The organism is Leptospira terpstrae serovar Hualin str. LT 11-33 = ATCC 700639 (assembly GCF_000332495.1).
Taxonomy (GTDB): Bacteria; Spirochaetota; Leptospiria; order Leptospirales; family Leptospiraceae; genus Leptospira_A; species Leptospira_A terpstrae.
Genome location: NZ_AOGW02000006.1, coordinates 94,554 through 117,885, shown reverse-complemented (window position 1 = coordinate 117,885; position 23,332 = coordinate 94,554). Strand labels below are relative to the sequence as shown.

22 protein-coding genes are annotated in these 23,332 nt (G+C 37.7%); 19 read left to right on the top strand and 3 right to left on the bottom strand.

Features of this window, described 5'->3' with window-relative positions:
* Positions 1 to 83 precede the first annotated feature (83 nt).
* From LEP1GSC203_RS02470 to LEP1GSC203_RS02440, 7 genes are read left to right on the top strand one after another with little or no spacing between them, the layout of a single operon-like run.
* Complete coding sequence (locus LEP1GSC203_RS02470; RefSeq protein ID WP_039936994.1) at positions 84 to 2,063, top strand: SpoIIE family protein phosphatase; 1,980 nt, start codon at positions 84 to 86, stop codon at positions 2,061 to 2,063.
* Positions 2,056 to 3,102, top strand: a complete 1,047-nt coding sequence (locus LEP1GSC203_RS02465; protein ID WP_002972872.1) for a lipocalin-like domain-containing protein — start codon at positions 2,056 to 2,058, stop codon at positions 3,100 to 3,102. Before LEP1GSC203_RS02470 ends, LEP1GSC203_RS02465 begins: the two co-directional genes overlap by 8 nt.
* 3 nt (positions 3,103 to 3,105) lie before the next feature.
* Positions 3,106 to 4,116: an ABC transporter permease subunit gene (locus LEP1GSC203_RS02460; protein WP_002972926.1), complete on the top strand. Its 1,011-nt coding sequence runs from the start codon at positions 3,106 to 3,108 to the stop codon at positions 4,114 to 4,116.
* Complete coding sequence (locus LEP1GSC203_RS02455; RefSeq protein ID WP_002972474.1) at positions 4,113 to 5,162, top strand: ABC transporter permease subunit; 1,050 nt, start codon at positions 4,113 to 4,115, stop codon at positions 5,160 to 5,162. Before LEP1GSC203_RS02460 ends, LEP1GSC203_RS02455 begins: the two co-directional genes overlap by 4 nt.
* Positions 5,159 to 6,148: an ABC transporter ATP-binding protein gene (locus LEP1GSC203_RS02450; protein WP_002972406.1), complete on the top strand. Its 990-nt coding sequence runs from the start codon at positions 5,159 to 5,161 to the stop codon at positions 6,146 to 6,148. Before LEP1GSC203_RS02455 ends, LEP1GSC203_RS02450 begins: the two co-directional genes overlap by 4 nt.
* Positions 6,141 to 7,097, top strand: coding sequence for an ABC transporter ATP-binding protein (locus LEP1GSC203_RS02445; protein ID WP_002972383.1), 957 nt, complete (start codon positions 6,141 to 6,143; stop codon positions 7,095 to 7,097). The genes LEP1GSC203_RS02450 and LEP1GSC203_RS02445 overlap by 8 nt, the downstream gene beginning before the upstream one ends.
* 7 nt (positions 7,098 to 7,104) lie before the next feature.
* The gene (locus LEP1GSC203_RS02440; protein ID WP_002972516.1) at positions 7,105 to 9,180 is read left to right on the top strand and encodes an AsmA family protein; all 2,076 of its coding nucleotides are present in this window, start codon (positions 7,105 to 7,107) and stop codon (positions 9,178 to 9,180) included.
* 64 nt (positions 9,181 to 9,244) lie between these two features.
* Here the strand turns inward: LEP1GSC203_RS02440 and LEP1GSC203_RS02435 are convergent, their stop codons facing one another.
* Both LEP1GSC203_RS02435 and LEP1GSC203_RS19930 read right to left on the bottom strand, forming a co-directional pair.
* Entirely contained in the window at positions 9,245 to 11,059 is a 1,815-nt protein-coding gene (locus tag LEP1GSC203_RS02435; protein ID WP_002972719.1) for a MutS-related protein, read from the bottom strand.
* Entirely contained in the window at positions 10,995 to 11,225 is a 231-nt protein-coding gene (locus LEP1GSC203_RS19930) for a hypothetical protein (protein ID WP_084764902.1), read from the bottom strand. Before LEP1GSC203_RS19930 ends, LEP1GSC203_RS02435 begins: the two co-directional genes overlap by 65 nt.
* A gap of 166 nt (positions 11,226 to 11,391) precedes the next feature.
* Between LEP1GSC203_RS19930 and LEP1GSC203_RS02430 the strand changes: the two genes are divergently transcribed.
* The 8 genes from LEP1GSC203_RS02430 (at position 11,392) to LEP1GSC203_RS02395 (ending at position 18,106) form a co-directional block, all read left to right on the top strand.
* Positions 11,392 to 11,604: a hypothetical protein gene (locus LEP1GSC203_RS02430; RefSeq protein ID WP_408605589.1), complete on the top strand. Its 213-nt coding sequence runs from the start codon at positions 11,392 to 11,394 to the stop codon at positions 11,602 to 11,604.
* Between the two features lie 68 nt (positions 11,605 to 11,672).
* Positions 11,673 to 13,721, top strand: coding sequence for an AMP-dependent synthetase/ligase (locus LEP1GSC203_RS02425; RefSeq protein WP_002972421.1), 2,049 nt, complete (start codon positions 11,673 to 11,675; stop codon positions 13,719 to 13,721).
* A 1-nt stretch (position 13,722) separates the two neighbouring features.
* Positions 13,723 to 14,499 carry an enoyl-CoA hydratase/isomerase family protein gene (locus tag LEP1GSC203_RS02420; RefSeq protein ID WP_039936989.1) on the top strand — a complete coding sequence of 259 codons (777 nt, stop codon included), beginning with the start codon at positions 13,723 to 13,725 and terminating at the stop codon, positions 14,497 to 14,499.
* A gap of 126 nt (positions 14,500 to 14,625) precedes the next feature.
* A complete protein-coding gene (locus LEP1GSC203_RS02415) occupies positions 14,626 to 14,967 on the top strand; it encodes an arsenosugar biosynthesis-associated peroxidase-like protein (RefSeq protein WP_002972207.1) in 342 nt (113 codons plus the stop codon).
* Between the two features lie 3 nt (positions 14,968 to 14,970).
* Positions 14,971 to 15,945 (top strand): arsenosugar biosynthesis radical SAM (seleno)protein ArsS, encoded by a 975-nt coding sequence (arsS, locus tag LEP1GSC203_RS02410; protein WP_002972806.1) that lies wholly within the window; start codon positions 14,971 to 14,973, stop codon positions 15,943 to 15,945.
* Complete coding sequence (map, locus tag LEP1GSC203_RS02405; RefSeq protein WP_002972657.1) at positions 15,946 to 16,701, top strand: type I methionyl aminopeptidase; 756 nt, start codon at positions 15,946 to 15,948, stop codon at positions 16,699 to 16,701.
* Positions 16,702 to 16,788: 87 nt separating this feature from the next.
* A complete protein-coding gene (locus LEP1GSC203_RS02400) occupies positions 16,789 to 17,574 on the top strand; it encodes an alpha/beta fold hydrolase (RefSeq protein ID WP_039937202.1) in 786 nt (261 codons plus the stop codon).
* 127 nt (positions 17,575 to 17,701) lie between these two features.
* Positions 17,702 to 18,106, top strand: coding sequence for an MAPEG family protein (locus LEP1GSC203_RS02395; protein WP_039937200.1), 405 nt, complete (start codon positions 17,702 to 17,704; stop codon positions 18,104 to 18,106).
* Here the strand turns inward: LEP1GSC203_RS02395 and LEP1GSC203_RS02390 are convergent.
* On the bottom strand, positions 18,103 to 19,104 hold the full coding sequence (locus LEP1GSC203_RS02390; protein WP_002972791.1) for an NAD(P)H-dependent glycerol-3-phosphate dehydrogenase: 1,002 nt from the start codon (positions 19,102 to 19,104) through the stop codon (positions 18,103 to 18,105). The genes LEP1GSC203_RS02395 and LEP1GSC203_RS02390 overlap by 4 nt on opposite strands.
* Positions 19,105 to 19,160: 56 nt before the next feature.
* Between LEP1GSC203_RS02390 and LEP1GSC203_RS02385 the strand changes: the two genes are divergently transcribed.
* From LEP1GSC203_RS02385 to recG, 4 genes are read left to right on the top strand one after another with little or no spacing between them, the layout of a single operon-like run.
* Positions 19,161 to 19,841 (top strand): hypothetical protein, encoded by a 681-nt coding sequence (locus tag LEP1GSC203_RS02385; RefSeq protein ID WP_002972183.1) that lies wholly within the window; start codon positions 19,161 to 19,163, stop codon positions 19,839 to 19,841.
* Positions 19,842 to 20,846, top strand: coding sequence for a metallophosphoesterase family protein (locus LEP1GSC203_RS02380; RefSeq protein ID WP_002972660.1), 1,005 nt, complete (start codon positions 19,842 to 19,844; stop codon positions 20,844 to 20,846). It begins immediately after the preceding gene.
* Entirely contained in the window at positions 20,847 to 21,248 is a 402-nt protein-coding gene (locus LEP1GSC203_RS02375) for a hypothetical protein (protein WP_002972353.1), read from the top strand.
* Positions 21,245 to 23,314 carry an ATP-dependent DNA helicase RecG gene (gene recG, locus LEP1GSC203_RS02370; RefSeq protein ID WP_002972348.1) on the top strand — a complete coding sequence of 690 codons (2,070 nt, stop codon included), beginning with the start codon at positions 21,245 to 21,247 and terminating at the stop codon, positions 23,312 to 23,314. Before LEP1GSC203_RS02375 ends, recG begins: the two co-directional genes overlap by 4 nt.
* The last annotated feature ends 18 nt before the right edge of the window (positions 23,315 to 23,332 follow it).

Sequence of the window (23,332 nt, the reverse complement as noted above, 5' to 3'; positions counted from 1 at the left end):
ACCGATGGGAAACCCTCGGGAGGGTTTTGCCACTGCACGCAGGAAGAGAAATATCATCGAAACGTGTCTCGGGACTGGTTCAATTGTACCAACGCGAGAATCATTTATTGCGCTACACCAATCCATTTCCAGAAATTTTAGATGATATAGTCTACAATCGAATTCTTAAAGATCCTAACTATTGGATCTCACAAGATTTGGAAGATAAAATTATTCAAATCATATCCCAATCCCTCGATATTTCCGGGATTTTGTATCATCTGGGAACTGAAAGTCTAATTACAAATGCTTATGATTTATTACCTTTAGATGATTCCCGAATAGATTTAGCAGAGATGATCCAACGGCTTCCTATTTTAATTGGTCGCCTAACGAGAGCAGTCTATTTAAATATAAAACCTATTTCAAACCAAAAAGTAATATTTTTATTTAAGTATTTACCTGAGTACCAAGAGAAATGGTATGATGCAGTTTTTTTTCAAGGGATGTTAGGTGGTCTTTCCGTTCTTTTTGAACTAAAAGAATTCAATATACGGATGACTAAAACAAAACTTTTTGGTATCCATGTTTCACACAAAGAGTTAGGGGATGATATTTTATTTGGTGCCGATTCCAATGAATATGAAATGGAATGGTTGGAAGATAATTTATTTTTGTCCCGATCTCGTCTGACAAAGGACGATTTAACCAACAGGCATCGAGTTATGGTTACCTCTCGAGTGGATTCCGAACTAGAAGAAATTTCTATCATAGATGTCAAAGATGTTGTTGGAAAATCTCGTGAACTCGCGATCGAGAACCGCGACTTAGAAGCGGCTGTGGAAGTGCTAAAATCCTTCAAACAAGAGTTAGAAAAAAAACAACTCTCGATGGCAAAGGACTTACGACTTGCAAAAAACATCCAAAAGGGTCTCATTCCTGAAATCATTCCGGATTGGAATGGAATTCAATTTTGGACTGCCTTTACTCCAATGCAAGAAGTGAGTGGAGATTATTATGATTATTTCCCATATAACATGGATAAGTTGGGTGTGGCTGTTTGTGATGTTTCAGGTCATGGAGTGCCTGCCGCGTTTATTACTGCATTATCGAAGTTACTTTTTTCTAATTTTAAGAAACCGAAACCATCGGAAACATTTAAACTAATCAATCGAGAGTTATTGGACTTAGTCAAACAACAAGGATACACAACTTGTGTTTATGTTTTGATTCATGATGATTATAAGGTTTTGTATTCTGTTGCCGGCCATCCGAGACCTATTCTTTTTCGAGCAAAAACGAATCGAGCAGAGATTTGTGAAGGAGACGGAACATTTCTCGGAATGTTTCCCGATGCAGGAGATACCTTTAGAGACCTTCAAATCCAATTGGAGCCGGGTGATAAATTATTTTTATACACAGACGGACTAACGGAAGCAGAAAATGATAAAGGACTTGCGTTTGGTGAAGAGAGGCTCATACAAATGATTGAATCTACTTCTGAGAAATCCATCCAAGAAACTGTAGAAACGATCCTTTCCAATCACAAAGAATTTACTATGGGTACAGACCCAATGGATGACATCACGTTACTTGGTCTGCAATTATCACCTAGACTTCCTGAATTCAATTTAATTAAAGCGAAAGGAGATGATGTATACCGTAAAAAAGAGTTTAAAGAAGCTGTGGGTTTTTATGAACAAGCACATCAAATTTTACCTCGAGATCTTGATACACAACTTTCCTATGGGAAAGCACTTGCCTACAGTGGAAATTTTGAAAATGCCATACGATTGTTAGAGTCTTATAATAAATTTAAAACCAACCATTTTAAATCACACTCAGTTCTTGGTTATTGTTATTACCAAATGGAAATGTTTGAAAAAGCGGAAGTAGAGTGGAAAAAAGCACATTCCATCAATGATTCCAATTTATCTAATTTGTACAACTTAGCTCAGTTATATAGAAAGTTGAATGAAAAGAAGAAAATGAAAGAAGTTATCGAAAAGATGAAACGAATCGAAGAAACCTATCTTCACATCCTTCCACTTGAAAAAAAGTGGGAGTCTTTGCCTGATGAATAGAATCAAAATTTTAATCTTATCCCTTCTTTTTTTCCATTTTAGTTTTCCGAAAGATCATAACTTTCATTCTGATTTTGGATTGGAATGGTGTTATTTTGTTGGGCATTTAGAATCTGAAAATGGAAATTTATATGGATATGAATTGTCTTTTTTTCGACTGAAATTTTCAGAAGATTCTGAATGGAATCCAGAGTTGTTTCCTGTTCATTTTGCCATTTCCAATTTTACTTCGCAAAAGTATAAAAATGCACAAACCATCAAACGAACCATAGGTGGTCTTGCAGGATATTCAGATAAAAATATCTACAGCGGAACCTATCGATTAGAAATTATTTCCAAGGATAAATTTCATATTCAAGCGGAGTCAAAGTCAAAAGATTTGAGTTTGGATTTAGAGTTAGAAGGAAATGGAAAAATATTAATCCATGGCAAAGATGGGGTATCTATTAAATCAAATCGTAAGCCAAGTATATTTTCGTATTACTATAGTTATCCGAGATTAAAAACAAAAGGAAATCTTTTTTTTGATGGAAAAAGAGAGAGCATTGTTTCCGGAAATTCTTGGATGGACCATGAATGGAGTGAAAAAAACTCAAAGTCGCTTCCTACTCTTGCCACTGGGGAAACCGGTTGGGATTGGATTTGTCTCTCAGACAATTTGGGTGGTGATTATGTTTTCTTTCGATTTCGAGAATCATCCAAATTGGACCCAGAGATTTTCGGAACTTATCGAAATCCAGAAGGTAAAACGATCTATTGGAAAGAACCGGGCCAAATCCAAATGAAGGCAACAGGATCTTTTTGGAAAAGCCCAACTACAAAAATAGAATACCCGCTCCACTGGAAAATCAAATATCCAGGTGGAGAATGGACGGTCTCTCCCATTTTCAATGAACAAGAGTTTGATGGAAGTAAAACTACATCTACAATCTATTGGGAGGGTGGAGTAGAAGCCTCAGATCCAATTCAAAAAAAGTCAGCCAAAGGATATTTAGAATTGAAAGGTTACAAAAAACCGAAAGAGTGGTGGGAGTTCTAAGACATGTGGAAATATTTTCTAAAGCGATTTTTACTCATCTTTCCTACCTTACTTGGAATCACATTCCTTGTTTTTTTGATCTCTCATTTTGCCCCGGGTGGTCCACTCAATAGCGAGATTGCAAAACTAAAAGGTACAGGAAATTTAGCTGGCGCTTCTACCAAACAAATTTCTCAGGAAGAAATTGAACTCATCAAACAAAGACTTCATTTAGACAAACCAGCGCCGATTGCTTATTTACTTTGGCTGAAACAAATTGTACAGTTTGATTTAGGTGAGTCGAGGTTACACTCTCGTAAAGTATCTGAACTCATTGTAGAAAAACTTCCTGTTTCTCTCTTTTTTGGGCTCTCAGGTTTCTTTTTAACCTATCTAATTTGTATTCCACTTGGAATTCAAAAAGCATTAAAAGAAGGAAGTCGGTTTGATTTCATTTCTAGTTTTATTATCTTTTTTACCTATTCCCTTCCAGTTTTTGCCTTTGCAATGTTACTGTTATATTTGTTTGCATCGGGTGAGGTTTTTTCCTTTTTTCCTTTAGGACATGAGGTCTCTGATTTTTATGAAGACTTGAGTTTTTGGGGAAAGGTAAACGATCGCCTGGCTCATATGTTTTTGCCTGTGATCTGTTATGTAGTAGGAAGTTTTGCTGTCCTCACACTACTCATGAAAAACAGTTTGTTAGATCAAATTGCAAAAGAATACGTGCGGACAGCAGTGTCAAAAGGACTAAGTTTTTCTGATTCGATATTTCGTCATGCTTTCAGAAATTCACTGATTCCCATTGCTACTGGATTCGGAAGTAACTTAACTTTGATTTTTTCCGGATCCTTGTTCATTGAGTTGGTCTTCAATATTGATGGGATGGGGCTCTTAAGTTTTGAAGCGGTAAGAGAAAGAGACACGGATCTTATGATGGGGTTACTTCTTGCCCAAAGTTTTTTAGGACTTATCGGAAAAATAGTTTCCGATTTCTGTTATATACTGATTGATCCGAGGATTGATTTCGAATGAACTTTATTTCAAACCCGGCAAATATTCGTAAGTGGGAAAAGTTTAAAAAGAATAAACGCGCTTATTATTCTATGTTAATTCTTTTTTATACTTATGTTTTATCGTTGTTTTCTCCACTCCTTATCAATAACAAACCTTTGTTTGTATTGTATGAAGGGACTGTTTCGTTTCCAATTTTTAGTTTTTATCCAGAAACAAAGTTTGGTGGGGCTAACCTTACAGAACCGAACTATAAAAAACTCAGTAAGGAATCTCGTTTTGTTGATTCAAATAATCAAATGTTTTTTCCTCCAATTCCGTTTGGTGTGAATGAAGACAACTTAGAAAGTTTGGAAGAAGGAACCAACCCTCCTTCATCACCAAACTTTAGTCATTGGATGGGAACAGATGATAGAGGAAGGGATGTGTTTACTCGCATCATTTACGGGTATAGGTTGGCGATGACTTTTAGTTTGATCCTTATCATTGTTGAGATTTTACTTGCCTCTTTTATCGGTGGAATCCAAGGATATTTTGTAGGTCGGTTGGATTTATTTTTACAACGAATCATTGAAATTTTATCCGCGATTCCGTTTTTATATCTGATTTTGATTATGGGTTCATTTTTTGGAAGAGGGTTTTTGGTGCTCATAGTAACTTACGGATCGTTGAGTTGGATTGGTCTCAGTTATTATATGCGTGGGGAATTTTTGAAACTCCGCAAACAACAGTTTGTTGATGCTGCAAAAACTTTAGGAGCTTCTTCATTTTCAATAATCATGCGTCATTTATTACCTAATTCCATTACACCTCTTGTGACTTTTTTACCATTTATTTTAATCTCTGCAATCTCTGTACTTTCCGCTCTTGACTTTTTGGGTTATGGAATTCCAGCTCCCAACCCATCCTGGGGAGAGTTGATTGGACAAGGAAGAGAAAGACTTACTGCTTGGTGGTTGATTACTTTTCCATCAGTAGCTTTGTTTTTGACAATTTTGTTTTCTGCATTTGTGGGAGAAGGACTTCGGGATGCTTTTGATCCCAAAGACAAGGTGGTTTACGAATGAACACTATTCCTAAAGCCATCCAAGTCAAAGATCTTTCTATCCAAATCAAAACCGATGATGGGATTTTGCCTATTGTTGATAATGTTAATTTTTATTTGGCGAAAGGTGAAACATTAGCCCTTGTTGGTGAATCTGGATGTGGAAAATCTATCACTAGTTTGGCGCTAACTCAGCTTCTGCCATCCAATACAACTTTATATCCCACAGGATCAATTTTATTTGAAGATCAAAACTTAATTGAATCTTCGCAAAGTCACCTAAGGTCAGTTCGTGGAAAGGAAATTGCTTATGTATTCCAAGAACCATTTTCTGCATTAAATCCACTCCATAAAATTGGAGCCCAACTTGTTGAAGGTTATTTGTTGCATGGGCTTGGTTCCAAACAAGAAGCGGAAGAAAAGGCAATCTATTTATTAGAAAGAGTTGGGATAACCGATGCGAAACTCAGACTGGGGCAATACCCAAACCAATTTTCGGGTGGGATGTTACAAAGAGTTTGTATTGCTATGGCGCTTATGTGTGATCCAAAAATCTTAATTGCAGATGAGCCAACAAGTGCCATTGACGTTACCATCCAATTACAATTGATCCAGCTTCTGAAAGAATTACGAAAAGAAAATGGAATGTCGGTTCTTTTCATTTCTCATGATATAGGACTCGTAAGTCATATTGCCGATAGGATTGCAGTAATGTATGCAGGAAAGATTATTGAACAAGGAAGTGTCGGAGATGTGATTGATAACCCAAAACATCCATACACACAAGCGTTAATCGCAGCTTATCCAACGCACGAAAATATTGGAAAAAAATTAGTTACTATCGAAGGGATTGTTCCATCTCCCAAATCTTATCCTACAGGATGTCGGTTCCATACACGTTGTAACGAAAAACTATCTATTTGTAACTCTTCCGTTCCCCTAACGATTCCTATCTCTGAGTTCCAATTGGTAGATTGTTTTTTATATGGAGGTAAAGAAAGTGCTTAATGTAAAAGACTTAGTCGTATCGTATAAACAGTCACAGTCACTTTCTTTTTCTTCTAAAAGGCTGATTGCTGTTGAGGGAGTTAGTTTCAATATCCCACAAGGAAAAATATTAGGACTGGTCGGTGAATCTGGTTGTGGTAAGTCTACCATTGGCCGTGCGATTTTATCTTTATTACCATTTGATTCTGGTTCCATCCAGTTTGAAGATAAAGAAATCAAAAATATTCCAAAAGCAGAACGAAAAGCACTAAAACGAAAAATCCAAGTAGTATTTCAGGATCCTTATTCTTCATTAAACCCACGTTTTACGATTGAAGAAATCATTACCGAAGGTTTACAAATTCATTTTCCGAATCTTTCCTCTTCGGAGAAAAAAGAAAAAGCAATTAAGGCACTTACTGAAGTGAATTTACCTTCAGATATTTTACATCGTTATCCACATGAATTTAGCGGGGGACAGCGGCAAAGAATTGCCATTGCTCGGGCCTTAATTTTAGAACCAAGTCTTGTGGTTTGTGATGAAGCAGTATCTGCTTTAGATATTTCCACACAAGCACAAGTAATTAATAATATTTTGTTATTACGTGAGAAATATGGACTATCTTATTTGTTTATATCTCATGACTTGAACATTGTAAAACACGTATCGGATCGAATCGCTGTCATGTATTTAGGACAAATAGTCGAAGAATGTAGTCGTGATGAAATTTCCAAAACACCTTTACATCCTTATACAAAGGCTTTATTCTCTGCTAGTTTTGATTTAAAGGATCGATCTAGGGTTTCCCAACCGTTGGTTGGAGAAATTCCCAGTTTAATGAATAAACCACGCGGTTGTAGATTCCATACAAGATGTCCCATTGTTCAAGATATTTGTAAAACGGAAGAACCTGTGGAAAGTTTTCCTACGCAGACACGTAGAGTAAAATGTCATTTCCCTTTAAAGTAAAATTCTAATGAAGTTAAGTATTCGAGACAAAATCAAAGGAGTTGTCGGTAAAATCCTACTGACTCTGATATTTGTCGTTTCTATGACGATGTTTTTTATTCTGTATCCGCTTTTAGCAGATCCAGACTATTACAAAAAATTAATTTTAGATTCAACAAACCAACTAACGGGCTTACAGGTGAATTATCAAACCTCGGAACCAGTGTTTTTTCCTTTTCCAGGAATTGAATTGGCCGAAGTAACGGTATCAAAGAATGATGATGAGTTGATTCAGGTTCACAAACTTAGAATTGAAGTTTATTATGGTGTTTTTGTTGGCCAGGCATTAGAAATTAGAAAGATCTATCTCAATACAGGGACAGTAGAGATCAAACGAGAAAAGGATGAGTCCTTTCCATTGTTTGAACGGGTGCTCTCAAAATCAGAAGTGAATCCTGAGATTACTGCTAAAAATACGGAAGTGGTAAATCTTCCAGAAACTAAATACTATTTTTCAAAGGTATTTGCTAACTTTGTAAACCAAATAGAAATTAAAAACATTACAATCCTATTTGAAGACAAGTTATATTCACGTAATATAAAATTGTATCTTTGGGAAACCACATTTCAATTGGATCGTGATTTGAGAAACCTAGACGTATATATATACGGTAAGTTAAATGATGAACCAATATCATTCAGTTCCAATTTTTTATTTGTTACGGATGAAATGACATATGAATCCGCTAGATTTGAAGGTGACTTTTCGTTCCAAAACTTATCTGGTTTGGATCTTCACGATATAGTAATCATTTTTACTTATGGGGATTTAAGATTTGCAAGAACTACTGGAAACATTCCTTTTTACAAACGAGATGAAACAAAAATCTACGCAATTATAGATCGGATGCACATCAAAGATTTAGCCTTAAAGGATGGTAAAACTTTTGCAGACGGACATGTTTCAACCATCATTAATTATGACATTAAAGAAGATAAATTATCTTTCGCAAACATTCTTGTTGATTGGAAAGGCAAATCTAAGTTAAACGGTTCGGGTTATGTAAATTTTTTAAAACCGCCACTTTCTCCTACAATTTCTTTTGAAGGAACTTCAGATTATTTAGATGTACCAAGTATCATTAAGGTGATTAAGATCTGGGTAGATCCTGATTTCGAAAAATCAATTCTTACTAGAGACATACCAAGTACTGGATATGTGAATCGAATGAACGTTTATCTTAATTTTAATTTAAGAAATCTAAATGCTGGAGATTTTCATGCAGATTTTTTAAAATTAAACCTTCATTACGCAAAAAGAAAGCTTAATATTGCTAAATATGAATTAAGGGCTTATGAAGGGATTGTGAAAGGAACGGGTCATTACCTATGGGGAAATAATGCAGGTTTAGAGATTAAAGGGAATATTAAAAATTTAAGTGTGGCACCAATACTTTCTGATCTTTTTAAAATTTCGCCGATTACGGGAAAATTAGATTCTGAATTTGTTTTGGTTTCTCCTGCCGATACTGAGGATGGCCTCATTTCCAATATCCAAGTATTAGGAAATATCAGTGCGATAAACGGCGAACTTTTAAGTTATACAAATATATTGAAACCAATTAGTTCGATTGGTAGTGTTATCAATTTAAAGAAAGTAGATTTTAATCGAGCCACTCCCTATCGTGAATTAAAATTTGATTTTCATTATGCAAACGAATCAATTGAAGTGCGGAACTTTGCATTGAAGGCAGATGGAATTGCCGGCTCTGGTGGCGGAAAGATAGGATTTAATAAAAGTATCGATATGAGATTTACGATTGGTTTTCCAGGTGTTGCGGGTAGAGCATTAAAACTTCCCATCATTTACCGAGGAACCTATGGAGTTTCAGCTCCATTCATAGACCCCATCTGGCTTGGTTCCGTCTATGCGGGTACGATCTTTCTTGCAAGTCCTGCTGGTGCCGCTGTTGGTGGGATTGCGGGATCAGCTATGTCAGATTATGTGAACCGAGCAGTGGATAATGTCTCTGGCGGTGTACAGAAAGGTTGGAATGGAATTAAATCTTTGTTTGGTGGGGAAGAGGAAAGTAAGGAAAAATAGAAACCACTTAGGAACAGTAGGTATAAATAAATACGGACGGTTAAGAAGAGTTAGAAAATAATTCTCACTCTTCTTCATTTCGAATTGGAATCCCTTCTTTTTTCAAAATTTTGAGCGCATTGGTAGAACCTGACACTCCCTCTCGAATTTTATAATCAAAATCCATTTGTCCGTCTACTTCTAGTTCGGTGAAATGAAATCGTTTGGCCCATGGGATTTCAGCTAATTTCAGATCGTGTGTCGTTAAAAAAACGATGGTTTGTTTTTCTCGCAGAACAGAAAGAATTTCCCTCGTTGCAATGAAACGTTCTTTCGAATTAGTCCCTTTTAGAATTTCATCCAAAAATAAAACAGGAACTTTCCTTTGATTGTCTGCGGTTTTGATAATGGTAGACAACCGCCTCACTTCACTATAGAAAAAGGAAACTCCATCTTCCATAGAATCTTGCGAACGAATCAGTGTATGGATTTGGAATTTAGGAAATTCAAATTGAGAGCCGAGCACAGGAGCACCCGTTCCACCAAGTAACAATGACATGGCGATGGATCTAAGGTAAGTTGTTTTTCCGCTCATATTCGATCCAGTCACAATCATCAAATCCCCAGGCAACATTGGGGTGAGAGGATTGAACACTCGACTTTCTTTCGGAAGTAGAGGATGAACTATACCTTCGGCGCTAAGGTTTCCTGAAGAAGATAAAGTCGCAAACCTAGCTTCTGGAAATAAAAATCCAAAATTCACGAAGGGAAGCATTGCATCAGTTCGTATAATTAAAGTTTGCAGATCATTCCAAAGATTTTCAAACTTGTATTTCCATTTTTGTAAGGATTTAATTTTCCATAAATCCCATAAACATAAAATATTGAGAATGAGATGAGGAAGGGGTGAGATGAGTAATTCGGAAGAATCACCCAAAGAAGTTATTTGACCAATCATCCGTTTGGCGGTCTTACGATCTTTAGCTAAATAAAGAAAAGTTTTTCGAAATTTTTCTGACCCAGAAGACAATGTTTTTATTTCTTTCCATTGTTTTAATGAGTCTGATCGGTAACTGACAAACAAAATCCCATTGATGAGAAGGAGAAGTGGGATGAGTGGCAAATCAAATAACAATCCTAAAACCAAATAAACGGGAGAGAATATCCCCCAAATAGGGAAAAAATACTTTAAAAACCTTCTTTTTTTCCAAAACGAATCTTCCAAACTAACACTGGGCAGATGAAACTTTTCATTGGATTCGGATTCAGGAACTAAAAACTTTCTTTGTAAATGGTAGGCTAGATTAGGTTTACTTAATATTTTTTTTATCTCTATCGGATCAGAGTTTAGTTTTGGATCTTCGATTGGTTCTTGCAAAAAACGTTTGAGGTAAGTTTGGAATCCAATATCGGTAATGGTAGTATCATAGATTCCAAGAAATCCTTGTTTGGTGCAAAGATCTAAATCAATGGATAAAGGATGATTTCTTACAACTTCAGGATATTCCCAAATTTCCCTTGTTTTTAATTTTTTAAATTCCCCACGCAGTCGGTAGATTTCTTCCACAACAAACCCATGTGTTTTTTTGGCATATTGGATTTGTATTTTCCGCTTCGCATACAATTGTACCAAATATACAAATGGAATGAGAATGAAAAAAGAATACATGTATTCTTTCCAAGATTGTTTGGTTAGGTAACAAAGTGTGATAGCACTTGAAAATAGAGCAAAGGTTACAGAGCGGAATATAGAAACTCTTCTGAGTTTATGGGAAAGGTATTGGATTTTGTCTTTGTAACGTTTGTTCCTAAAATTTAGGAAAACATAAGTTGGATTAGTGGAAAAGGGGTCGTTCGTAATTTTCTTCTTCCCTGCGAGAAATCTCGGTGTCGAGTACACGGATGAGACTTCCTAAGTCATTTAATCTCCATTTGTCGATCAGACGCCCTCTTTCCCTGCCAGAAAATTTGTTCAAATACAAGGTACCAAATAGGTCTTCCCCATACTCGTATGCAACGAAACGCCCGTTTCGCCTGCCTGTAGAATTTTCCAATCGAATCGTCATGAACGAATACCAAAAATCAGATAAAAAAAAATAGTACAAGCAAAATTTTTTGCTTCAGGATATTCATTTTCCGGCGATACATATATTGGGGAAAGGCTACCTACCACGGATGGTGGGGAACTTTAAAAAACAGATACCCCGGAAACCGGAAAGCACGGAGGCTTGTATGGATTTCTATCCCGATATGAATTTGGAGTTTAAAAGCTCCTTTGTGAAGACCAACCAGTTTTTAGCCAACACACAAGACGAGACCCTTCTCCCACAAATGGGACTTGCGGCACGCAACCTACTCAATCTCTCCCAAATGACCAAACTTCGCGAAATTCGTGAACGCCATTTGAAAAAAGGACACCAACGCGAAGGGTTCCACTGGGACTAAATGCCTAAATTTCTCTTGACCATCTGAAAGTAGGGTCTATCATAAAGACCGCTTTTAGATGGAGAGATATGGCAAATAACCTAGCAGAAGTTTATAAGGAATCCGCAGAAAAATTCGGTCCAAGACCCGCATTCTGGTATAAGAATGCCCAAAAGGATTACCAAGCCCTCACTTACAAAGAACTCTATGAAGATGGGCTCGCACTTGCTGAAGCACTCATTGATTTAGGAGTTAAGGCTAGAGAACACGTGTGTGTTCTCGCTGACAACCGTATGGAATGGATCATCGCCGATTGTGCGGTGTTAACTGCAGGGGCTGCCAACGTTCCACGGGGTTCTGATATCACAGATTCAGAAATTGTTTATATTTTGAACCACTCGGAAGCTAAGATTGTTTTCGTTGAAAACGACAAAGTTTACGAAAAATACAAAAACAACAAATCCCAAGTGAAGTCGGTGAAAACCGTCATCATCATGGACAAAGACACCAAACTCAAATCAGGTGCAGGAATTCTTCATTTTTATGACCTCCTTGAAAAAGGGAGAGAGATGCGTGCCAAAGGAAAACGAGAAGCAGAGAAACGAATGGCCGGTATCAAACCGGACGATTTGTACACTCTCATTTACACTTCTGGTACTACGGGAATGCCAAAAGGGGTTATGCTCATGCATTCCAATATGATTCACCAGATGCACTATGTGGTTCCTCGTGTTGCGAAAGTTTCACCTGACGATCGTATGTTGTCTATCCTTCCTGTTTGGCATATCTTTGAACGAGTTGTGGAATACTTTGCGATCATCAACGGTGGTTCCACTTATTATACAAAAGTAACAGAACTTCGTAATGACATCCAAAAAGCAAGACCCACTTTTATGGCTTCTGCTCCACGCGTATGGGAAAGTATTTACAATGGGATTTACACTCGTATTAACGATCCAAAACAAACTCCTCCTGTAAGGAGATTTTTGTTCAAAGTTGCTTACTTCTTTTCAAAACACTTCCATGCAGCCATTCGTTTTCTCAAAGGTTGGGAAGTGGATTACGTAGGAAGAAACATCATTCAATCTCTAGGATTGTCTATTCTATCGATCATTAAACTTTTGTTAACTGGTCCATTCACTGTAACCATCCTTGCTATTTTGGCAGCACAGTTTGGTTTACCAGAGGATAGTGCTCTCAAAACTCCACTCTATGTAATTGCAGGATTCGGTGCTCTTTTTAATTCCTTTACATTGGATCGCATTGTACTTTCCAAAATTCGCCAAGCTACAGGGGGACATTTACGTGCCACTTTATCTGGTGGTGGGGCGCTTCAAAAGCACGTAGATGCCTTCTTTATGGATATCGGGATTACTGTTCTAGAAGGTTACGGAATGACGGAAACTGGACCTGTGATTTCGGCGCGGACATTTGACAGGCCAGTCATGGGATCTGTAGGGGATATTGTTCCTCTAAGCCAAGTGCAAATTCGCGATGATGCAGGAAATGTCCTTTGTCATATTGACGATAAAAGAAATATCATCTTTGGTAAGTTAGGTGTAAAAGGTGTGGTTCATATCAAAGGACCTCAGGTAATGAAAGGATATTACAAAAATCCAGAAACTACCAAAAAGACAATTGTAGACAATTGGCTGAATACCGGTGACATCGGGATGATTAACTTCAAAAAAACACTGACTCTTACAGGTCGTGCGAAGGACACTATCGTCCTTCTTGGTGGAGAAAACGTAGAACCAGTTCCAATCGAAAATAAAATCGATGAATCAACTTATATCAAACAGTCGATGATTGTGGGCCAAGACCAAAAAGTCCTCGGTGCCATCATCGTTCCTGATTTTGATGCTCTGATTCCTTGGGCAGAGGAAAATGGAATTACGGAAAAAAATCCTGATAAACTAATCACCAATCCAAGGATTGTTGATTTTTACAAAAAGGAAGTTCGTAATTTTAACAGTGTTAAAACTGGATTCAAAAACTTTGAACAAGTGCAGTACGTAACACTCATTACAAAACCATTTGAAGTAGGTGATGAATTAACGAACCTAATGAAGATGAAACGACACGTGATTACGGAAAAATACAAAGACAGAATTTTGGAACTCTACAAAAACAGTTAATATGACTCCATTTGCAGAGATTTTTCATGGAGACCGCATCTTGGAAATTAAGATGCAGTCCAATGAAAAGAACACATTTGATTTTGAAGCTTTCGTATTATTCGAACAAATTTTAAAAAAACACGCGGAGAATCCATCTTTGCGTGTTTTGCTTTTTACATCCGCTCAAACACAGTTTTTTTCCAATGGAATTGAACCCACACTCATGTATGGAAAGTCGGAATCCGATGTTCGAAAATCCGTAGAACAGTTGTTAAGAACTGCCCAAACCTATTTTCATTTTCCGGTTCCTACCATTGCTGTGGTGAACGGACATTGTATGGCCGCGGGTGCTGTGTTTGCTCTCTTTTCTGACTATCGATACATGGTAGACAAAGGGGCAAGGATTGGATTTTCTGAAGCCATAGTTGGACTAAACTTCCCTTCGATTCCTACCATTGTATTACAAGATTTGGTCGGAGTGAAAGTCGCTCGTGATCTTTTATATACTGGTAAACAAATCAAAGGTCCCGAAGCAAAAGAAATTGGTCTAGTGGATGAATTGTATACAGCAGAGAACTTATTTGCTGAATCGATGAAATTTGCCGAAACGCTAGCAAAACTTACAAATAACTCCAGTCGGGGAATGAAAACTGCCTTACGAGAGCCTTACCGTAACCGAATGGAATCTCTCTTTCCAACCGATGCAGATCTTTTTACCAAAGTGATCCTGTCTCAAGACGGCCAGGAAGGTTTTCATTCTCTTATCGAAAAACGTAGACCCAAGTTCGTAACCTAATATCTAGATCGATTTGTTCTGTCTATTGGACCATTTGAGTAAAAAACCTGTGTCAAACAGAGGATTTACAAAACGAGTCTATTGACTCCTTCATTACTTTCAAAAGTCTAACGGTAAGGAGTGAACATGGCAGAAAACAATCATTATTATAATGCAAAGGATCTAGGAAAGTTTGGTGAAATTGGACGTACCAATCCAGCTTTGGCAGACAAATTTTTTGGATATTACAACGCAGTGATGGCAGAGGGAGCTCTCACAGAAAGAGAAAAAGCTCTCATTGCTTTGGCTGTTTCCCATGCTTTAAAATGTCCTTACTGCATTGATGCGTATACTACTACTTCATTACAAAAAGGTGCTGACGAAGCACAAATGAATGAAGCAGTTCACGTTGCCGCAGCTATGGCCGCAGGAATTAGTTTAGTTCATAGTGTCCAAATGCAAAATAAAATTGATGAACTTTCTTTTTAGAATATGGAAGTAACCGAACAAATATCCACCTTACAGGCCTATAGTGGAAAAGCGTTTCATAATACTGTAGGAAAATCAATTCCTGCAAGGTCCTTGAAAGTTTTTCAAATCAATGTGGGAAGGTGGTGTAACCAAGCTTGTCGTCATTGCCATGTGGATGCATCTCCGATCCGAACGGAGATGATGGATAAGGTCACTGTGGATCTTTGTTTGGATCTAATTTCAAAAATTCCTGAAATAGAAACGGTGGACATCACTGGTGGTGCTCCCGAAGGGAACCCACACTTTCGTCATTTGGTAGAAGGGGCAAGAAAGTTAGGCAAACGAGTGATCGATCGCTGTAACCTAACCATTTTGGAAGAGCCCGGTTATGAATGGTTATACGAATTTTTAGTAAGAAACCAAGTTGAAATTATATCATCACTTCCTTCTGTCTTAGAAAACACAACCGACAACCAAAGAGGAAAAGGTGTTTTTCAAAAATCAATCACCGCTTTGCGTAAGTTAAATGATCTTGGCTATGGAAAAACTCTTCCTATCCATTTGGTATACAACCCCAATGGACTTTTTTTAAGTTCAGGCCAATCGCAGTTGGAAAAAGAGTATAAAGAATCGCTGTCCAAAAAGTTTGGAATTGTATTTAACCAGTTGTTTTGTATCAATAACCTCCCCATCAATCGTTTTTTAGGATCATTAGTTAGAGCTGGTAAATTTGAAATGTATATGGAAACCTTAGTCAATGCTTACAATCCTGCTACAGTTTCTGGACTTATGTGTTTAGATCAAATTTCTGTTGGATATGATGGTTCCGTGTATGATTGTGATTTTAATCAAATGTTGGATTTAAAATCTAGAGAAGTTCAACACCTAAAGGATTTCGATTTGCAATCTTTCCTAAGCCGCAATATCGTTGTAGCAAATCATTGTTACGGATGCACTGCAGGAGCAGGATCCAGTTGTGGTGGGGAGATTGTTTAGATGTCGATTCAAAATGAAAAAGACTTACAAGGGATATTAAAAGCTGGGAAATTTGTCGCAAAAGTGCGTGAGTTATTAAAACTCTTAGCTAAACCCGGTGTTTCTACTTGGGAATTAGACAATGCCGCTAAACAAGAATTTGAGAAAGCAGGTGCCATTTCTGCTCCAAGTTTTGATTATAAATTTCCAGGTTATACTTGCATCAGTACCAATTATGAAATTGCTCATGGAATTCCTAAAAAAGAAACCATTTTGAAAGCGGGTGATTTGGTGAACGTTGATGTTTCTGCAAAACTTGACGGATACTATGCTGACACTGGAATTTCCTTTGTTGTTGGTGAATCTAACGAAACTCTTCAAAAACTATGTGAAACTGCAATTGAAGGAACCATGCGAGCCACAGAACAAGCGTTTACTGGCAATTATTTACGTTATATCGGACGAGAAATACATTCTGCAGCTGTGGAAAATGGATTTACAGTAATTAAAAATTTAGCCGGCCATGGAACAGGAAAAAAACTTCATGAAGAACCCCAAGTTTTGGTTTATGAAGAAAAAAGAGACCAAAGAAAATTAGGGAATGGGCTTGTACTTGCCATTGAATCGTTTATTTCTACCGGAAGTCAAACTGCTTATGAAGAAGAAGATGGTTGGACACTTGTTGCCAGTAACCGTCGCGGGGAACTAAGTTATGTAGCACAATGTGAACATACTGTGATTGTGCAAAATGGAAAACCCATTATCGCAACTTTATAAACACGCAATCAATTTCTTTTTAGTCGACTCACTCATTTAAGATCTTATCCATCGGAATTGTCAAAATTTTTGGAACTACCGGAATCATTGGAAATCATCGAATCAGGTGCCTCTCCGTCCGAGATGCGAGGGGTATTGGTTCTTTGGCCAAGTACTGGCGGGAATGCTAGATCCTTTCGCATTCGAGATTCAGAATTAGAAGCCATGGGGCTTCGTCTCATCCGATTCAATCCTCCTTCGCATGGAAACTCACAAGGAATTTACGACCCAAAAACTTCCATACAATTGTTAGATGGTTATCTTAAGAGAAATGGGTATTTGAACAAAGAATTGTATGGGATTGGTCACAGTGGGGGAGGGGCGGCCCTTATGATGTATGCAAACCAAATTCCCTTTCGCCATTTGTTTTTGCTTTCCCCCATTTTGGATAGTGTCCTTAGTCTTCGATTTTTGTATGAATCAGGTTCGATTGAGGAGTTTAGCCGACTTCTCCTGCAACCTGGTATACCTGATGAGGAAACTCCCAACAAACAGATATTAAAGACACTTTCGACTTCCCAGTGGTTAGAAGATGGAAAGATCCAACACTTAAATGTATCCATCCAAAACAGTCGGATCCAAGTTCAAGACTTGTCTCAATTTTTAAAAAATCTATTTTTACCAGGATTCGTAGTGGATGGTTCCCTGATCCAAAAACGAACTCAATATACAATCTTTCTACCCAAAGTGGATCTGTGGTTTCCAAAAGAGTACAGTTCTGATTTTGCGAACGCGCATGGACTTTCTTGTATCGAGATACCAGAAGCGCCTGACCATTTTTTTTCTTCCTCCTGGCTTACGGTTTGGAAACAAATCAAATCCTTTGGGTTATAAATCGAAAGTTTACTTAGGAAATTAAGAAATCCTTTTAATTACTTTACAAATGAATTAGAGTCATTTAGAATCATCCCCTGTATCTGATAGCCAATTTAGTTTGGTTCTAGTACAAAAGGGAGGATTTGTGGAAACGATTTACTTTACACTCATTGGTTTTGCGCTTTGGACATTAGGACTTGGAGTATCATTAACAACATATCGAAGCATTTTGGTATTACTTGGAAAAAAGAAATCCAATGAATTTCCAGCAGGAGTCCAACATGGATCGGATTTCAACTGGCGACTAAACCGCGCTCATCTCAATAGTTTGGAAAACCTTCCCCTCTTTTTGACTGTGGTTTTTTTAACATCAAGTTTTGGGATGATCGATAGTTTTGTAAACCAAGCAGGGTTTGTGATTTTGGGAGCAAGGGTTTTACAATCCCTCGCTCATTTAACTTCCACAAGTGTTTTAGCAGTGAATGTGCGATTTACGTTTTATATGATACAAATTGTAACTTATATCGTACTTTTGGTTCGTTTATTCTAAACACCTTCCCGTTTTAAATCTCGGCCCATAAGGGCTTTGACTACTTCTTTCGGATCTTTATCTTCGTATAACATTCGATAGACTTCCTGGGTGATGGCCATTTCCACACCCAGTTTGTCAGAAAGATTTTTTGCAGACAAAGTGGTTTTGACACCTTCTGCGACTTCATTCATAGAAGCTAAAATGTCTTTTAGTTTTTCTCCCTGACCTAAACGAAATCCAACTGTACGATTTCTAGATCCTTCCCCGCAACAGGTAAGAACTAAATCTCCCATACCCGATGGCCCAAGGAAAGTCATAAGGTCTGCGCCCATTTTGATTCCCATACGAGTGATCTCATTTAACCCGCGTGTGATGAGAGCGGCCCTTGTATTTTGACCAAACCCAAGTCCATCAGCAACCCCAGCAGCAATGGCAATGACGTTTTTTAAGGCACCGCCGACTTCCACCCCCACCACATCAGGCGTCCAGTAGGTACGAAAGTAGGTAAAACTAAAAATCTCTTGCACTCGTTTGGCGGTGGCTTCGTTTTTTGAGGCTATAGAAACTATGGTTGGAACTCGTTTGACCATTTCTTTGGCAAAACTAGGACCAGAAAGATAAGAAAGTTGGGAATGGAATTGTCCAGGAAGTTCCGATTCAAAGATTTCGGAAATAAGTCTCAGGCTTTCGTTTTCGATTCCTTTCGAGGCAGAAACAATGGGAACTTTGGGAGGGATATGGTCTCTTATTTCTTTCAAAATTCCAGAAAGCGCATGGCTTGGAGGAGCCGAGACAATCATGTCCTTGTCTTTGACAACATGAATGAGGTTGGTATCAGCTTTTAGTTTCTCCGGGAGCACCAAATCCGGCATATGTTTGCTATTCATATGGTTTTCATTGATGGATCTTGCTTGATCCTCACTCCTAGTCCAAAGGGTGACGTCATATCCCTTGTCCGCTAATATACTACCTAGTGCAGTGCCAAAACTTCCGGCGCCAATGATACCAATCTTCATGAGTTCTGTATTCTAAATCTGCTTTCCAAAAAGGCAATAGAAAATAAAATTAAAATATGCTTTTAACGGATCTCCTCCGTTTCAATCCACTGAATCTCTTTTTGCCACCAAAAGTGGTCCCAAAGAGTAATTATAAAGTCACCTTACTACTGGGTAGCTTACGAAAGGTCATATCAACAGAGATCATAGCAGAAGATCCCGACTTAGAGAGTATGGAAGTCTCATCCACCAAGGGTGAAGTCATTCTGACAGGAGTTTACCGGATGGGTTGGCTCTGGATTGCACGATTTTTGAAAGTGGAATCCATTCGTTATCGTGTTCGTCTGAAACCAGTTTCCGTCAAAGACAACAAAGCTCGTTTAAAAATTGTAGGTTACCGAGTTTGGGATACAAAACCAAGACGGTTCGACTTTGTTAGGTGGTTTGGTAAGGTAGATCCATTTCACAAAAAAAAAGTTTTTGAATCTATATTACATGCGGCACCTCATCTTCTATCTCTCACTGGTTTGCAGTGGGAAATTTTATTTGATTTAAATTACTTTCTCAATTTAGTTCCTTCCATTGCAGGCAAAATTGAAATCCAATACATCATTGGAGATAATAACGAACTGTATATATTTGTAAGATCCTCGACAATTCTAAAACCTCTTGTAGATTTTTTTGGTCCAGAATATTTAAAGATAGATTATATCGAAGAAGATCGTGATATACAGATGTTACTTTGGGAAAATGAATAAATGAAAATCATATATCTTACGGATATCCATGATGGACTTCATGGTTTAAAACGAATCCTGCAAACTACAGATGCAGATTTGTATTTGTTTTCCGGAGATATTATCTATAAAGCTTTTTTTTCTTTTGATCGCATCATAGATTTCTGTGGAGTCCAGGAAGAGTTATACTATTTATTAACCGAAAGAAAGGATGATTCCACTCCTTTTGATTTTACAACTCATGCCATTCGTTTTCCAGAAAAGTATTCTACGGCGATTGTAGAAAAATCTCAAAAATATAGAGATTTGTACAAACTCGCTGCCAAAACGATGAAAGAAAAATATGAAATCATCGAAAAACTCATCGTAAAGTATGCGAAGTCACCTGTGTATTGTTTGCCGGGAAATTATGATTTGGACTTACAATATACAGAACTTTATCAACGAGAAGTACATCGTAAAAGTTTTGAATTTGGAAATCTCAAAGTTTCTGGTTATGGTGGTGCCCCTATTTGGACCTCTGGGATTCCAGAAAAACTAACCGTTGTTTTTCACGAGTACACTAAGAATGGAAAAAATTATAGCGAACCAGAAGATTTTTTCCGCGAAGAACTACCTGATATATGTTGGATCCACAATCCTGCTTACGGATATTTTGACACCATTCCCGGTGTTGGAAAATGTGGAAGCCAAGGGATTCGTAGGTATTTGGACGATGAATCCCCTTCTCTTGTTGTCTCTGGCCATGTCCATGAAGACCAAGGAATTAAAAAAACAAAAAATACGGTGTTTATCAACCCATCTAACTTTGGTGCGGTGGATTCCTTACATGGATTTCAAGAGGGTGGTTATTTTGCCGAAATTTTGATGGAAGGAAAAAACGTAGTTCAATCTAATCTTTGTCAGTTGAGAGGAGAGGATTGGCATACACTCATCGAAGTGGATTGTTCAGAAAAATATCCTAAATTAATCTCACAAAATCCTATCTCCACAGTGAGTTCCGAAGATTACATTCGAGGCAATTAAATGGTCACCTTTCTTACGATATGTGGTGTCCTATTTACTGTTGCCTTTTTTTTATATGCCCTCTCTGCTGTTGACAACCAAAGTTTAGATAAAAAAGAAAAAGAACGCCTCGCCAAAGAAGGAAGTTTGCGAGTGGGGGATCCGAGAAAGGTCTACGGAAAAGAAAAAGATCCTAGTATGCCGCGCATTCGCCTATGTCCTGTTTGTGGGACTTTTTTACGTAAGGATGAATTTTTATATGCAGCAATATCTACTTACACCAACAGTGAAGGGAAAAAACAGGCCCAAATCTATGGCTGTAAGTATTGTTATTTAATTTTGGATTCTGAAAAAAATACGGAAGAATCAACTAACGCAAAAGATAATGGTTTTGGACCTCCCAAACCAACGGATGAACTATGAAACAGGGACTCGACCTAACACAAAGTTTATCTACATTAAAAGGAATTGGTCCCAAACGAAAGTCTGTCCTTTTGGAACATGGAATCTCTACTTACTTTGAACTTCTTACTTATTTCCCACGCCGTTATTTAGATCGTAATTTTACAAAAGACATTATCTTAAAACAAGGGGATATAGTTACCCTTCTTGGAACCATCGCTGATAGTTATATTGTTCATGGGAAAAAAAGTCGGTTACTGGTTGGGTTTAGAACCTTAAACAACGAACGAATCAATTTAGTTTTTTTTCGTGGTGTAAATTTTTTCCATAAAATTTTTACAGTTGATAAGAAGGTTGTGATTTCTGGAAAATTAGAATACTTTAAAGGATATCAAATTGTTCACCCTGAGTATGAATTTTTGTCTGACAAAGATGACCCGGAAGATTCCATCCATGCAGGTCGTATCATTCCTCTGTATCCATCCACAGAAGCACTCAAAGAAGAAGGACTTGATTCTAAAGGGTTAAGAAAACTCATCCACCAGGTTTTGGAAGGTGGTGTGATCGCAGAAAACCTTCCACAAAAACTCATTAAAAAACGAGTGTTATTACCTCGTGATGAAGCGTTTCATAAAATTCATTTTCCAGATACCATGGAAACCGTACTAATTGCACGTAAACGATTTGCCTATGAAGAATTTTTCTATTTTCAACGACTTCTATTATACAAACAAAGAGAACGCCAAAAAGTAAAACGAATGTTATGGCCACTTCCCAAATCTCCTTCCCATGAAAATTTGGAAAAGAACCTTCCCTTCGAATTGACAGAAGACCAAAAAGTCGCAGTCAATACCATTCTCTCGCAGACAATTGCTGATTCTCCGGCCGCCTTTCTTTTGCAAGGGGATGTGGGTTCTGGAAAAACCATTACGGCGCTTCTTATTGCTCTCCATTATATCGATAACCACATCCAAGTTGTGTTTTTGGCCCCAACGGAAATTTTGGCACGCCAACACTACCAGACCATTTATAAATTTATGGGCAATATGCCCTTTCTTGGAATTGAGCTTTTGTTAGGTGGCGAAAATAAAAAAACTCGGTTAGAAAAGCTAACAAGGATCAAAACAGGAGAATCCAATATCATCATTGGAACACATTCCCTGTTACAGGAAGACGTGATTTTTTCCGACTTGGGTCTTGTTGTTATTGATGAACAACATAAGTTTGGTGTGGATCAAAGAGAAACCATTCGCTCCAAAGGAAAAAATCCTGATATCCTTGCAATGACGGCGACTCCAATCCCTAGGACACTTTGTCTTACTTTGTATGGGGATTTAACTTTAGTAAATATCAAAACCAAACCCAAAGGTCGTAAACCCATTGATACAAGATGGTATAAAGAAGACCGAAGGGCAGGAGTCTACAATTCCATTCGTAAGTATGTGGGATCAGGTAGGCAATGTTATATCGTATATCCATTGGTAGAAGAATCGGAAAAAGTGGATTTGGAATCTTGTACTGTGGCATATGAGAATTTACGAACCAATGTATTTCCTGAATTAAAAATAGGATTACTGCATGGTAAAATGAAAAGTGCAGAAAAAGAATCTGTAATGGAAAAATTCAAATTAGGAGAAATTCAAATTCTAGTCACAACGACTGTTGTAGAAGTAGGAGTGGATGTTCCCAATGCCACTATATTAGTAGTGGAACATGCGGACCGGTTTGGAATCTCCCAATTACACCAGTTACGTGGTCGTGTGGGAAGAAGTGATATCGAAAGTTTTTGTATTTTGATGACAGGTGATTTTATTAGTGATGAAGGTAGAGATCGGTTAGAAGCCCTTGTGGCATCAAACGATGGATACTATTTAGCGGAAAAGGATTTGGCCATTCGTGGACCTGGGGAACTTCTCGGAGTCAAACAAAGTGGACTCCCTGAATTTAAAATTGCCGATTTGGTTTCTGATCGAACACTTCTTGATGAAGCGAAAGAAGATGCTTCTTCCTTTCCTTTGGATGATCCAACGGAACTCCAGGAATTGAGTACAAGATTCAGTGAAGGCAAATTTTTATTTGCGAATTAATCCTTAAATTTTTAATGA